Genomic DNA, 13,569 nt, shown 5'->3' with positions numbered 1-13,569 from the left:
ATGTCAGAAGCCCACCAAAATCATTTACCGCAGCACCCCACAAAACCCGCCCACAGCTGCTCGGTGGATGTCCTTGTCATCGGCGGAGGCATTGCTGGTAAGGCTTGTGCACTAGGCCTAGCCCAATTAGGCCTCCAAACCCTGGAAATTGCCCCTGAATTAGGGGCTATAGTCCCCACACCCCAAGGATCTCAGTGGGGCCAAAGGATTTACGCCTTTTCTCCAAGCACCCAAAAATTACTAGCCCATTTACAAATTTGGGATGCCCTTGACCATAGTCGCCTACAAGTAGTGCGAGATATGCGAATTTATGGCGATCGCGGTGAACAGCATGACCAACTACATCTATCCGCATTTGAAGCAGGAACACCACAACTGGCTTGGATTGGTGAATCTAACTTAATTGAGCACACCCTTGATCAAGCCTCCCGTTTTCAAAACAAACTTGAGCGACTCAGTGATGTTGTTGAAAAAATTGAAGTAAGTGACACGGTAAGCACCGTGCTTTTAAAAAGCGGTCTCTCGATTCATGCACAACTGGTTATTGCAGCAGATGGAGCAAATTCACCTATACGTTCTGCAATTGGCATTACTGCCAGCGAAGAAAGCTATGAGCAAAATGCGGTTGTTGCAAATTGGCATTGCACCTATCCACATCTAGAGACTGCTTTTCAGTGGTTCTTGCCGGGTGGCGATATTGTTGCCATGTTGCCGTTGCCCAATCAACAAGTCTCAATGGTGTGGTCAACCTCTCCAGAGCATGCAGCAGAGCTTCTGTCTCTGACGCCATCGCAATGGTCAGATCGATTTATGTCGATTGCCAATGGCGCTATCCCCAAACAACTGGGCGAACTCACGCTTAACTCGACTCCCGCCGCCTTTCCGCTCAGAAAAATTCGAGCCACTCGCTTCATTGGTCCCGCAGAAAACCCCCAAGTTGCACTGATTGGAGATGCCGCACATGTCATGCATCCTTTAGCTGGGCAAGGTCTGAACTTAGGCCTGCGTGACGTCTCTGTATTACTCAATATCATCGGTAAGCGTGAATCCTTCCGCACCCTCAATGATCAAAAGCTCTTGCGTCGTTATGAACGCCAACGCCAAGGAGATACTAGCGCTTTGCTGTGGGTTACCGATAAATTAAAGAAATTATTTTCCGGCAATAGCAGCACGGAAAAGCAGTTGCGCAATTGGGGCTTAGGACTAGTAAATAAGAGTCACTTTATTAAACAGCGCCTGATTGAACGCGCTCTAGGAGAAATACATTTTGACTAAATTTTTATCTGTCGTTTTCCTGATGAGTGCTGGCCTCATTTTTTCAGGCTTAGCACACTCCCAATCAGAGCAACAACTAAAGAATGATATTCAGAAAAAATTGGGGGCAAATGCAAAAGTGCGCAGCGTTTCTCCAGCACCAGTTGCCGGCCTATATGAGATATTGGTTGGCAACGAGATTTTTTATACGGATAGCGCTGGAAAATATCTCATTCAAGGCGAAATCATTGAGCTTTCAACAGGCAAAAACATAACCGAGCAAAGACAATCTGATCTCAATCGCATTAAATGGAGTGACCTCAATCAAGCCAACGCCATCAAGAACGTACGCGGTAATGGCAGCCGTCAATTGGCGATCTTCTCCGACCCTAATTGCGGTTACTGCAAGCGACTTGAAAAATCCTTACAGCAGCTGGATAACGTGACAATCTACACCTATCTCATTCCCATCCTATCCCCTGATTCAGCACAAAAAGCCAAACAAATTTGGTGCTCACCAGAACCCTATAAGGCTTATATTGATTGGATGGTCAACGGTATAAGTCCCAGCGGAAAAACGGACTGCAGCAACCCTTTGGATAAAAATCTGACTACCGCCAAAAGCTATGGCATCACCGGCACCCCCACCATCTTCTTTACAGATGGCAGTCGCTTCCCTGGTGCGGTTCAAATTACTGATATTGAAAAGAAATTGAATTCTCTGAAGTAATGACTATGAATATCTCTGATCTTCCAGCAATCCAGTACACCGTTTGGCCAAAAGATCTCCACGGCCATCGCTTCCAAGTAAAACTGCATATCGCTAATCCAGACCCCAATGGCCAGATCCTGCAAATGCCTGCTTGGATTCCAGGAAGTTATCTGATTCGAGATTTTTCAAAACATATTGAATCCATTGAAGCTCGCACTGCTGATGGCGCCAAGAAAAAACTTACGCTTGAGCGGATTGATAACAATCAGTGGCGCCTCCCAAAGCATGAAGGTGCCGTAGCTATCGTAATAACGGTATACGCCTTTGACTCTTCAGTACGCGCTGCCTACCTAGATACTGAACGTGCATTCTTCAACGCCAGCAGCTTGTGTTTAGCGGTCAAGGGACAAGAAGATATTCCCTGCTCACTAGCCTTGGCTAAACCAGAAGATGGTTTTGCTCAACATTGGTCTGTTCAAACTACGCTGCGAGAAGTCAAAGTTGATGCAAATGGCTTTGGTTTTTACCTGGCGCAAAATTATGCTGATTTACTAGATCATCCGGTCGCTATCGGTGAGTTTCAGATAGTGCGCTGGACCGCTAATGAGGTGCCTCATAGCATGGCTATTCAAGGGTGCATTCACCCCATTGATGCTGCACGCCTTGCCAATGACTTACAAGCTATCTGTACCAGCACAATCAATTTATTTGAACCAAAGTCTAAGTCCGCCCCTTTTCAACACTATCTTTTTCTAGTCAATGCAGTCTCAAATGGTTATGGAGGCTTAGAACATCGCGATAGTACCGCCTTACTTTGTCGTCGCGATCAAATTCCACAAAATCAGGTTTTGTTTGAAGAGTCTGCTTATCGAGAATTTCTTGGGCTATGTAGCCACGAATACTTTCATGCGTGGCTGGTCAAGCGGATTTTGCCAAAAGCATTTCAGCCCTACGACCTTCAAAATCGCAATCTCACGCGACTACTTTGGCTATTTGAAGGATTCACCAGTTATTACGACGACCTGCAACTATTCCGTAGCAAACGCATTGATTTAGGCGCTTATCTCAAATTGGTTGCCAATAATTGGAATGCTATTTTGCGCGGTCCTGGCAGGCAAAAGCAAAGTTTGGCAGACAGCTCTTTTGATGCCTGGACAAAGTATTACCAGGCTGATGAGAACACTCCCAACGCTGTTGTCAGCTATTACGGCAAGGGCGCGCTGCTAGCCTTGGGGCTCGATTTACAAATTCGCGCCTTCTCTAAAAATAAAAAATCGTTAGACGATCTGATGCGCTTAATTTGGAATCAACATGGCGTGACGATGAATGGCATTGCTGAGAATGGTTTAGATGATTTGATAGTCGAGTTAATGGGTGGCGAATTTGCCAAAACTTGGTCTGATATGAAATTACGCTACCTATTTGGAACTGAAGATATTCCAATTCAAAAATGGATTGGCTCTAAAGTGGTCTCTGTAAAACCAAAGCGCGCTAGCGGGTTAGAAAAAACCAAGCTGCAAATGGGTATGCGCCATGTGGACGCCCATGGTTGGCTAAAAGTAAGCCATGTACTTGATGGTGGCGCAGCCCAAGCGGCAGGCCTGGCTCCTGGCGATCTTTTGGCCAGCATCAATGGACAACGGGTTACGAGTGCGCTATGGGACCAGACCCTAGGACGCCTTTCAGAGGGCCAAGCCATTGCAATCAGCTTCTTTCGCGATGATCTAGAGCATGAACGCATTTTGCGCCTTGAGCCATCACAGCTACCTACTCAATACGAACTTAGTCCGAGCAATGGCTAACACTTTTTGATGGACGCTTTTTCTCAAGAAGACATTCCACAAGACTGGCGTCAATTATTAGGCAGCTACTTTGAATCAGCCGCCTGGAATGTCTTAGAAAAAAATATTCAAACAGTTTTAACGCACTCTACAGAAATTGCCCCGGAGCCAAAAAATTTCTTTAAGGCTCTAGCGCTAACTCCTGTTCGCTCAGTCAAGGTTGTCATTCTTGGTCAAGACCCCTATCACTCGCCCGGACTGGCGCAGGGTTTGGCATTTTCTATTCCTGACAATATCTCTATCAGTTCTCGACAGTTTCCAAGTTCACTACGCAATATCAGCAAAGCTCTTGCACTAGAAGGGTTTGGGGCACTATCCAACGGCGATCTCCATAGCTGGGCTGAACAGGGAGTATTACTACTCAATACGGCATTAAGCGTCAAACTGGGTGAAGCAGGAAGCCATGCAAACCTAGGATGGAAAAGTCTGATTGACTCTTTGATTTCTGGTTTAGCTCGGGAAAAAAAATCACTCGTATGGATGCTTTGGGGAGGCCATGCACAATCCAAACTCCCGCTCATCGAAGCAGGGCAAGATCAGCTGATTCTGCAATCTTCACACCCTTCTGGACTGGGAGTCTATAAAACCGAGCGGCCATTTTTGCTGCCGGGAGGCAGTGATAGCTGCAGGCACTTCACCAAAACCAATAAATGGCTCACTAGCCGCGGGCAGCCCGCTATTGCATGGGTGTCCTCCCGCTCTAATACTGCAGAGGTAGCGCTACAAAAAAAGCTATTTGACTAAAGCGGTGTAAATACACCCAGCGAGGCAGGAGGCCAAAACAGCACTTATCCACTCCAGCATTTGGCCAGACTGAAAAAAGCCAGAAAATTGCCCTAAATACGAGCTCGCTGCCGCGGCGAGGAAGCCAAGGAATATGGCCATTGCTAAGCCCCAGCTATTGGGGCCCTTGGGGCGGGCGGGATATAGCATCCAGGCTGACGCCCCAGATCCACCCCCAATTAGCAGAAAAGCTAAAAACCCCATTCTTACCCCCATTAGTGCTGTCATCAAATCTATAATCACCATTATGAAGTTGTTGACACTCGGCATCAATCATCACACAGCGCCGGTCGCCATTCGGGAAAAGGTCGCCTTTGATCCTGAATTTCTTCAAGAAGCGTTGCACGATCTTCGCCAGCATTTGCTTGGAGCGAATCAATCCGGCCTGCCTGAAGCAACCATCCTGTCTACCTGCAATCGCACGGAAGTCTATTGCGCAGCAAACGACGCTAATGCTGCTGGCATATTGCATGAGGCTACCTTTGATTGGTTGGCTAAAACACAACAACTAGCCCCTAGCAGCCTCCAACCACACATCTACTCACTACCGCAATCGGATGCAGTGCGCCATGCTTTTAGAGTTGCCTGCGGTTTAGATTCAATGGTTATCGGTGAAACCCAAATCTTAGGGCAAATGAAAGATGCCGTGCGTACCGCAAATGATGCAGGCGTTCTGGGCACCTATCTCAATCAACTGTTTCAAAAAACTTTTGCTGTTGCAAAAGAAGTGCGCGGCACCACTGAAATTGGTGCGCACTCTATTTCAATGGCGGCTGCATCGGTGCGACTTTCAGAACGCATTTTCGAAAAAATTTCAGATCAGAAAATTTTGTTTATCGGCGCCGGCGAAATGATTACCTTATGCGCCACGCATTTTGTTGCCCGTAAGCCTAAGAATGTAGCGATTGCGAACCGCACTATTGAGCGTGGTCAGGAGCTTGCAGACTCAATTTCGGTACAAGATGTCCAGGCAGAATCCTTTAAGTTATCCGAGCTTCCTGGACGCCTGCATGAATTTGACATCATCGTCTCCAGCACCGCCTCCTCATTGCCCATTATTGGTCTTGGCATGGTAGAGAGCGCCCTCAAGCAGCGCCGTCATAAGCCGATGGTGATGATTGATCTAGCGGTGCCGCGCGACTTCGAACCAGAAATCTCTAGATTAGATGATGTCTATCTCTATACGGTAGATGATTTAGGCGTCATGATTCAAACGGGCGCCAATTTACGTCAAGCTGCTGTTAGTCAGGCCGAGGCCATCATTGAAGATCGTGTTGGAAATTTTATGCATTGGATGCAAGGACGCAACGCCGTTCCAATCATTCAAGATATTCAACAACAAGGTGAGCGTTTAAGACAACTTGAACTCGAACGCGCCATGAAGCGCTTAATGCGCGGCGATGATCCTCAAGAAGTATTAAATGCCATGGCCCAGGGATTAACCAATAAATTTCTGCATGGGTCCTTACATGCATTGCAACATTCCAATGGTGCTGAGCGTGATGCTTTAATCAAGCTTTTGCCAAAACTATTCGCCTCACATACCAAGCCAGAAGATCATTAGATGAAGCCCAGCATGCGGGCTAAGCTAGATCATCTAGACACGCGCTTAGCCGAACTTAATTCCCTTTTAACCTCAGAAGAGGCAACCAAAGATATGGATGCCTATCGGAAACTCACGCGTGAACATTCCGACATCGCGACAGTGGTTGAACAGTTTGGGCTCTATAAGCAAGCGGAAGCAGATGCTCAGGCAGCCGAAGAAATGCGCAAAGATCCCGAAATGAAGGACTTCGCAGATGAAGAGCAAAAGCAAGCGCTTGCCACCATGGAGGCCCTAGAGGGCACACTACAAAAGCTCCTATTACCCAAGGATGAGAATGACGAACGTAACGTCTTCCTAGAGATACGGGCAGGGACTGGCGGGGACGAGAGCGCCCTATTTGCCGGCGATCTACTCAGAATGTATACCCGCTTTGCAGAGCGTCAAGGCTGGAAAGTGGAAGTTGTTAGTGCCGCAGAGTCTGATTTAGGTGGCTACAAAGAAGTGGTCTTACGCTTGGTAGGTCAATCGGTTTATTCACGCCTCAAATTTGAATCTGGTGGTCATCGCGTACAACGCGTTCCTCAAACCGAGACTCAAGGGCGCATTCATACCTCTGCCTGTACTGTTGCAGTAATGCCCGAAGCAGATGAACTTGAGGCGGTCAAAATTAATCCTGCAGAACTGCGGATTGATACCTTCCGCGCCTCCGGTGCAGGCGGACAACATATTAATAAAACTGATTCGGCAGTCCGTATTACCCATTTGCCTACCGGCACTGTAGTGGAATGTCAGGATGATCGCAGTCAACATCGCAATCGTGAGCAAGCCATGAAGGTACTCGTTTCACGCATTATGGATGCACGAGAGCGTGAAAAACATCAACTTGAAGCGCAGACACGAAAGTCGCTCATTGGATCTGGCGATCGCAGTGACCGCATCCGGACTTATAACTTTCCACAAGGTCGCATTACAGACCACCGCATCAATCTCACGCTCTACAAGATAGATGCAATGATGGATGGGGATATCGATGATCTTTGTAATGCGCTAGCGTCCGAACACCAAGCTGAGCTACTAGCCGCCCTAGGCGATAACTAAGCCTCATGACTACTGCCTTAAGCCTGCGCTCCTTATTGAGCGACACTGCGCTTCCTGCAAACGAAGCCCGCATGCTAATGGCTTTTGTGCTGGATAAACATTACCAATTACCGCGTTCCGCAGTGTTGTCTCGGGATAATATGGAGCTGGGCTCCAATGCACTTGAAGAATGGCGCGCACTCGAAGCGAAAAGACTCGAAGGCCAGCCGATTGCCTACTTAATTGGTAAAAGAGGTTTTCATAATATTGAACTTCAGGTAGCCCCAGGTGTTTTAATCCCTCGTCCCGAAACTGAACTACTGGTTGAAATTGGACTGCGCGAAATTTCACGCCTAAAGAAATTACCAGGAGAAAATCCTTCGATTACCGCACTTGATCTTGGAACCGGTTCTGGTGCGATTGCTCTAGCACTTGCTTACGATGCCCCACATGTAAATATTCTTGCTACAGACCAATCTGCAGATGCACTGAATATTGCCAAAGCAAATGCACAAGCCTTACATCTCGAATCGCACGTGCAGTTTTCTCAAGGTAGCTGGTATGCCGCTTTGCAACAGCCGGTACGTTTTGACATTATCTTGAGCAACCCACCCTATATTGCACAGTGCGATCCCCATCTGTCCGAAGGAGATCTCCGGTTTGAGCCTATTTCTGCCCTGACTGACCACAGCAATGGCCTTTCTTGTTTAGAAGAAATTGTGCGCAATGCCCCGAAATACCTCAAATCAACAGGATTGATTGCAGTGGAGCATGGGTTTGATCAGTCTGCAGCAGTCGTAGAGCTCATGAATGCTGCTGGCCTGACAGATATTCAAACCCATCAGGACCTAGCTGGCCACTTTCGCGTAGCTTCGGGCCGAAATTCAAGCTAAGACCCATTTTTTTACATAAAGTCTTAAAATCTATCTCAGAAGATTTTTTGAATCATCATTACCGTTTTATTGCTTTTCTAGAAAGAATCTATGGATACCCAAGCTCAAATTAAAGAAATCGTTACAAGCCATCCTGTTGTTTTATTTATGAAGGGCACTGCTCAATTTCCTCAGTGTGGATTCTCAGGAAACGCCATCAATATTTTGCGCGCTAGTGGCGTTGAAAAACTACATACCGTAAATGTGCTCGAAGATGCAGATATTCGCCAAGGCATTAAAGAATATGCAAATTGGCCAACTATTCCTCAGCTTTACATTAATGGTGAATTTATTGGTGGCTCCGACATCATGAGCGAGATGTTCCAGTCTGGTGAACTACAAAAGTTAGTTAAAGCTTAAGTACGTAAAAGCATCCAGATTCTTCGTGACTTTTGATCTCAGCTCCCTGCTGCTCTTTGGGCTTTTGCTAGGGCTTTGTGCCGGCTTATTGGTTTATACCTTCAGCCTGCGATCCACTATCGCCCGTTTAGAGCAGCAAGGACAAACGGATACTGCGCTGGCAGAAAGTCTACGTAAGGAACGAGATCTGGCCCTACAGAATGCAATCCGACTTGAGGCTGAGCTGGATGCAGAACGCAAGCAAGGGCTTGGACGTATTGAATCCTTGAATGAGGCCAAGGAAGCGCTCACCAGTCAATTTAAAAATCTAGCAAATGAAATTCTGGAAGATAAGTCCAAGCGCTTCACAGAACAAAACGCAGCTAGTCTAGATGCTTTACTAAAACCGCTGCAAACTAAGCTCACAGAGTTTAAAGAGCAGGTCAACACCTCTTATGGCAATGAAGCACGCGAACGCTTTGCACTCAAGAGTGAAATTGAACGCCTGGCCAACCTGAATTTGCGCATGTCAGACGAGACACGCTCCCTAACTCAGGCTTTAAAAGGTGACTCCAAAGTCCAGGGTAACTGGGGTGAATTAGTATTGGAGTCCATTCTCGAATCCTCTGGCCTACGCAAAGGCGAAGAGTATGTTGTGCAAGATAGCCATACCCAAAGCGATGGCTCACGCTTACAACCAGACGTAGTCATCAAACTCCCCGAAGGCAGGAGCCTGGTAGTAGATAGCAAAGTCTCCATTACAGCCTATGCAAGGCATGCTGAGACCACGGATCCTGATATTGCCGAACGTGAATTAGCTGCACATATTGGGTCCTTGCGCCAGCATATCCAGGGTCTCTCAAGCAAGAACTACAGCGCCCTCTATGGCGTAGGCTCTGTCGACTTTGTGCTGATGTTTGTGCCAATTGAGCCTGCGTTTTTATTGGCACTCAAAACTGCGCCCAATTTATACCAAGAGGCACTGGCCAAAAATATCGTACTGGTCTGCCCAAGCACATTGATGGCAACACTCAGAACCGTTGCCCATTTATGGAGGCAAGATCACCAAAATCGCAATGCGCTTGAGATTGCAAAACAGTGCGGCAATCTCTATGACAAATTTGTAGGCTTTGTAGATGATCTTGAAAAGCTGGGGCAACGCCTGGACCAGGCACAAACGAGCTATCACGATGCCTTCAACAAACTTAAGACTGGCAAAGGCAACCTCATTCGGTCCGCCGAAAAGGTTCGAGAACTCGGGGTGAAGCCCAGCAAAAATCTCTCCGCGCCCTTAATCGAATCTTCTTCAGATGCTGAATAAATCAGCCCAATAAAAAACCCCGCCTAGCGGGGTTTTTTATTGCCGATCCTACTGGCTGCAATTGACTATTAAGCAGACTTACGAGTGCGTGACGCTGGTATAGCGACTTTCTTTGCTTGCGCAACTTGACCTGCAATCGCATCGATTGCTTGTTCAGTAGTTTTTTCAGCTTTAGCTACAGCTTCTTTGCTAGCAGCGCGGAACTGCTCAAAACCTTGTAACGCACTTCCGTAGAAAGTTTTGAATGAAGATAACAACACATCAGAGCCTGCTGGTGCATTGGCAGTGACTGTATTTACCCAATCCTGAAAACCATCTTGCAATTGGTCGATGCCAGCATCCACCACGTTAGCTAATTCTTTGTTGCCATCACGCAATACTTTACTAACCTTCTTTTGAAATGCAGCAGCTTGTGCGCCAGCTGCTTGGAATGCTTCTGCATTCAACAATTCAGAGGCTTGCTGGGGATCTTTGGCGGTCAAGAGTTGCTGGATACCATCCTGAGTGTTTACCAATGCATCCTTAGATGCAGCGTAGCTGAGCTCGGCCAATTTTTGGGCGTTTTCTAGAGCAGCTTCACTCAAGGAAAATGAAGCCTCGAGACCCTTGCTATTAATTTGGGACAATTTAGCGGTGATTTGTTCTTGGTTCATGTATTTCTCCAGTAATTAAGTGGTACAACTAGTCATTTCAGTACGCAATAAACAATTTATTGCACTGCACAAATTCACTGTAACTGAAGCAATATGACAAATCAAGCAGTTTTTTGTTGCAAAGCAGCAAATTTATTAAACTATTAAGAAAATTGAATAAAATCAATAATTTAGAGAATAAAAAAGGTGGTGACTCTTACCGAAGAGTGGCCATTGCAGCCTGCTTTGGTACTTTTTTAGAGTGGTATGACTTTCTCACCTTTGCAACCCTTGCTGTTGTACTGGGACCCCTTTTCTTCCCCTCTAGCGACCCTAATGCAGGGCTTTTAGCCAGCCTAGCGACCTTTGGTGTTGGAATGGTGGTGAGACCGATTGGATCAGCCCTATTCGGCTCTTTAGGGGATCGCATAGGTCGCAAGCCAGTGTTCATGATGACCATCGTTCTCATGGGCCTGGCAACAGTCAGCGTGGGCTTTTTGCCGACTTATGCCCAAATTGGTATCTGGGCCCCCATCCTCTTGGTTGGCCTTCGCCTCGCTCAAGGCCTCTCCGCCGGAGGTGAAATTGGTGGTGGTGCCGTCTACCTTACCGAACATGCCGGCGCGTCGTCTCGAGGTTTTAAGACCAGTTTCTTGCAGCTCATGGGTCCGCTAGGTATCTTGGTATCCACACTACAAATTGCCTTACTGCAACATTGGTTATCACCCGCAGAGTTTGAGTCATGGGGATGGCGCGTGCCTTTCTGGGTTTCACTATTACTGCTGCTCATTGCATTTCAAGTTCGCCAATCACTAGAAGAGACACCCATATTTGTAGAACTCAGTAAATACACTGAGAAACCGCAATCGCAATTGCTCAATAACTTTAAAGATCCAGAAATTCGGAAAAGGATGTTTCTCTTATTCTTTTGCATCTCGTCAAGCGGGGCAATTCTATTTTTTTGCATCCAGGTATACACGGCGATTTTTTTAAAAACTGCCATTCATCTCGAGCCATCTGTAGTGGATCGCCTCAGTATCTGTGCAACAGTCAGTCTCTTTCCTTTAACGATATTTGCAGGCTGGCTTTCTGATCGGCTTGGTCGCAGACCAATTGTGGTGGGCGGAATCATCTTGGGTGCTATCTGTATTTATCCCGCGTTTGAGCTGCTGGCATATCTTGGTAATCAGCACAGGGAAACGCTGACCTCTTTCGCCTTACTGGGCATGGGAGCGGTGATGATATGGCTGTCTTTTGTGCTAGCGCTTGTAGTGGGTCCTCAAACCGCATTACTGGCCGAGCTCTTTCCCGCAAAGAATCGCAATAGTGCTGCAACACTGCCACATAATTTAGCGGCCGGATGGATCGGCGGGCTGCTGCCATTTATAGTGACTTGGCTCAATCAAGTCTGGGGCAATCATCTTGCCGGACTTTGGTATCCAACGCTATTTTTATTAAGCGCCGCTATCGTGGCCTTCCTGTATTTGCCAGAAACCCACCAAACCAATCTCACCGAGTAAACCTAAAGACTTTGGATGCGTAAAGCAATCTTCTCTTGTATAGCCGCTTTATAGTCTACCCACCAAGCAATACAACGCGCCTGAAGATCATCTAACTCTTGCGGTGAAGACGTCAGCTTTTGTCTCATAGACTGCAAATATGCAGGTAGTTCATTCCAAGAATTCAGAATAGGAAAAGGTACCGGCCCAATTAAACCCAAAGCCTCCGTTGATACCAAAAACTCATGGCGCAGAGAAATTGGAATAGAGCCCGTCTCTAAAGCGTCATACAGTCGAATCGTTTCTGGAGAATTGCCTGCCGGGCAAGGGGCAAAAATACTATCTTCCATAATCGCGGAATAGAGTCCAACGTTATAACCGCCCGCAAATCCGCCAGAAGGAAGAACAAATAAATTTTCGCCGCAATTGCTAGCTGCCTGAGCAAACGCTACGCGCTCCTGATTAAATGACGCGGCATTATTGATCCAGCCCAGAAAGGCTGCCAAGGATTGGCGACTTGAAGCTTTCTTCAGCTTGTCAGCCGCCCTTGGGCCCACACCTGTCCTAAAACCATTAGGAGCCCACATAATATTTTTTGCAGGGCCGGTCTTTGCCAGAATATGGTCAAAGAAATAATTGCGAATAACTAAATCACATTCTGAGTAAGCGGAAATTTCTTTATCAGCACGTTCATCACCCATGTGATACAGCACCACTTTTTTTTCCAAACTCTTGAGGTGCCGAATCAGATCCAAATTAATTTGAATCAATTCGAGATAAATGACTGTAGAGGCCTCTACTTTGCTTGGATCAAATCCCAAGGCATAGGGCACACCAGCAAATAAATCATTTTGTATAAACCAAGTCTCTAATGCGCCGTTGAGAGAGTCGGGGGTGCTGATGATTTGATATTTACTCATAAATGCTATCCATGGTGGAACTGAATCAGCGCCTCAGGATTCAAATAATAAGTATTAAGCTCTTCAAATAATGCAGGAGGCTCACCGTAATCATGCCAAATTTTGATGGGGCCAAAAAAACTGCGCTGCCATGCAGGTCGAAAATTCCAATTTAGCGGTAAAACGAATGGGTTAAATCCAGTTTGATCAATTGCCAGCGCAAATGGGCCTTGATCATTAGCTGGCATGGTGTACACGCCCTTCTCATTGACCCCAATGATCGATGAATCGACTGTTGCAGCCAACTCTTTCCATTTATCAAAGACTGCCTGTGCCTTTTTCGTGAAAAAGATGACGCCTGTGTTGTATTCCACTTCATCGCCGGTAAAAAGATGGTTATATCTCTTGGCCCAAGGTGCCTCACAGATTGAAAGCGCCAAGCCAAACTGCTTCGCTTTTTCAAATCCAAAATCTAGGTTTCCTAACACTACTGTATCCATATCTAGAAACAATGTTTCTTCAAATGGCGACAAATCGAGCATTTTTGCTTTTTGGTTTAAGGTAGAGATATCGCCATGGGGCGCATCAATCTTGATAATTTCATGCGGCAAATCTGGATGAAATTTTTTCACCGATGCCTTTAAACGATTTATTGGGAGCTTTGACTCATCTCCCCAGTAAATAGATAAGATTCCGCGAGACATTGACATCCTTGATTTCAGGTTATGAAGTTT

13 protein-coding genes are annotated in these 13,569 nt (G+C 46.5%); 10 read left to right on the top strand and 3 right to left on the bottom strand.

Going from position 1 to position 13,569, the window contains the following annotated elements; translation table 11 throughout:
• From ICN24_RS02015 to ICN24_RS01975, 9 genes are all read left to right on the top strand, one after another.
• The gene (locus tag ICN24_RS02015; protein ID WP_216220995.1) at window positions 1-1,275 is read left to right on the top strand and encodes an FAD-dependent monooxygenase; all 1,275 of its coding nucleotides are present in this window, start codon (window positions 1-3) and stop codon (window positions 1,273-1,275) included.
• Window positions 1,268-1,984: a DsbC family protein gene (locus ICN24_RS02010; RefSeq protein WP_216220993.1), complete on the top strand. Its 717-nt coding sequence runs from the start codon at window positions 1,268-1,270 to the stop codon at window positions 1,982-1,984. Before ICN24_RS02015 ends, ICN24_RS02010 begins: the two co-directional genes overlap by 8 nt.
• Window positions 1,984-3,768: a M61 family metallopeptidase gene (locus ICN24_RS02005; protein WP_255532528.1), complete on the top strand. Its 1,785-nt coding sequence runs from the start codon at window positions 1,984-1,986 to the stop codon at window positions 3,766-3,768. The genes ICN24_RS02010 and ICN24_RS02005 overlap by 1 nt, the downstream gene beginning before the upstream one ends.
• A gap of 9 nt (window positions 3,769-3,777) precedes the next feature.
• Window positions 3,778-4,551: a uracil-DNA glycosylase gene (locus ICN24_RS02000; RefSeq protein ID WP_216220991.1), complete on the top strand. Its 774-nt coding sequence runs from the start codon at window positions 3,778-3,780 to the stop codon at window positions 4,549-4,551.
• A gap of 286 nt (window positions 4,552-4,837) precedes the next feature.
• Window positions 4,838-6,154, top strand: coding sequence for a glutamyl-tRNA reductase (gene hemA, locus ICN24_RS01995; RefSeq protein WP_216220989.1), 1,317 nt, complete (start codon window positions 4,838-4,840; stop codon window positions 6,152-6,154).
• Window positions 6,155-7,234, top strand: coding sequence for a peptide chain release factor 1 (gene prfA / locus ICN24_RS01990; RefSeq protein ID WP_216220987.1), 1,080 nt, complete (start codon window positions 6,155-6,157; stop codon window positions 7,232-7,234).
• A 5-nt stretch (window positions 7,235-7,239) separates the two neighbouring features.
• A complete protein-coding gene (gene prmC / locus ICN24_RS01985) occupies window positions 7,240-8,106 on the top strand; it encodes a peptide chain release factor N(5)-glutamine methyltransferase (RefSeq protein WP_216220985.1) in 867 nt (288 codons plus the stop codon).
• 90 nt (window positions 8,107-8,196) lie between these two features.
• A complete protein-coding gene (grxD, locus tag ICN24_RS01980) occupies window positions 8,197-8,505 on the top strand; it encodes a Grx4 family monothiol glutaredoxin (RefSeq protein ID WP_216220984.1) in 309 nt (102 codons plus the stop codon).
• Between the two features lie 25 nt (window positions 8,506-8,530).
• Window positions 8,531-9,805 (top strand): DNA recombination protein RmuC, encoded by a 1,275-nt coding sequence (locus tag ICN24_RS01975; RefSeq protein ID WP_216220982.1) that lies wholly within the window; start codon window positions 8,531-8,533, stop codon window positions 9,803-9,805.
• Window positions 9,806-9,873: 68 nt separating this feature from the next.
• On the opposite strand, the gene ICN24_RS01970 is transcribed toward ICN24_RS01975, so the two are convergent.
• The gene (locus tag ICN24_RS01970; RefSeq protein WP_216220981.1) at window positions 9,874-10,458 is read right to left on the bottom strand and encodes a phasin family protein; all 585 of its coding nucleotides are present in this window, start codon (window positions 10,456-10,458) and stop codon (window positions 9,874-9,876) included.
• A gap of 152 nt (window positions 10,459-10,610) precedes the next feature.
• On the opposite strand from ICN24_RS01970, the gene ICN24_RS01965 reads away from it, so the two are divergent.
• Entirely contained in the window at window positions 10,611-11,957 is a 1,347-nt protein-coding gene (locus ICN24_RS01965) for an MFS transporter (RefSeq protein WP_216220980.1), read from the top strand.
• 2 nt (window positions 11,958-11,959) lie between these two features.
• Here ICN24_RS01965 and ICN24_RS01960 read toward each other — a convergent pair whose 3' ends face one another.
• Complete coding sequence (locus tag ICN24_RS01960) at window positions 11,960-12,856, bottom strand: glycosyltransferase family 47 protein (protein WP_216220979.1); 897 nt, start codon at window positions 12,854-12,856, stop codon at window positions 11,960-11,962.
• 5 nt (window positions 12,857-12,861) lie between these two features.
• Window positions 12,862-13,539, bottom strand: coding sequence for a hypothetical protein (locus tag ICN24_RS01955; protein WP_216220978.1), 678 nt, complete (start codon window positions 13,537-13,539; stop codon window positions 12,862-12,864).
• Between the last annotated feature and the right edge of the window lie 30 nt (window positions 13,540-13,569).

The organism is Polynucleobacter sp. UK-Kesae-W10, assembly GCF_018881575.1.
Classification (GTDB): Bacteria; Pseudomonadota; Gammaproteobacteria; order Burkholderiales; family Burkholderiaceae; genus Polynucleobacter.
Note: the sequence above shows the minus strand (reverse complement) of the source record. Positions and strands in the feature narration are given on the sequence as shown.

Bases quoted from the DNA above. Each gene is read 5' to 3' on its own strand.
- ICN24_RS02015 (WP_216220995.1), top strand. From the start codon at position 1: ATGTCAGAAGCCCACCAAAATCATTTACCGCAGCACCCCACAAAACCC.
- ICN24_RS02005 (WP_255532528.1), top strand. From the start codon at position 1,984: ATGACTATGAATATCTCTGATCTTCCAGCAATCCAGTACACCGTTTGG.
- ICN24_RS02000 (WP_216220991.1), top strand. From the start codon at position 3,778: ATGGACGCTTTTTCTCAAGAAGACATTCCACAAGACTGGCGTCAATTA.
- hemA (WP_216220989.1), top strand. From the start codon at position 4,838: ATGAAGTTGTTGACACTCGGCATCAATCATCACACAGCGCCGGTCGCC.
- prfA (WP_216220987.1), top strand. From the start codon at position 6,155: ATGAAGCCCAGCATGCGGGCTAAGCTAGATCATCTAGACACGCGCTTA.
- prmC (WP_216220985.1), top strand. From the start codon at position 7,240: ATGACTACTGCCTTAAGCCTGCGCTCCTTATTGAGCGACACTGCGCTT.
- grxD (WP_216220984.1), top strand. From the start codon at position 8,197: ATGGATACCCAAGCTCAAATTAAAGAAATCGTTACAAGCCATCCTGTT.
- ICN24_RS01970 (WP_216220981.1), bottom strand. From the start codon at position 10,458: ATGAACCAAGAACAAATCACCGCTAAATTGTCCCAAATTAATAGCAAG.
- ICN24_RS01960 (WP_216220979.1), bottom strand. From the start codon at position 12,856: ATGAGTAAATATCAAATCATCAGCACCCCCGACTCTCTCAACGGCGCA.
- ICN24_RS01955 (WP_216220978.1), bottom strand. From the start codon at position 13,539: ATGTCTCGCGGAATCTTATCTATTTACTGGGGAGATGAGTCAAAGCTC.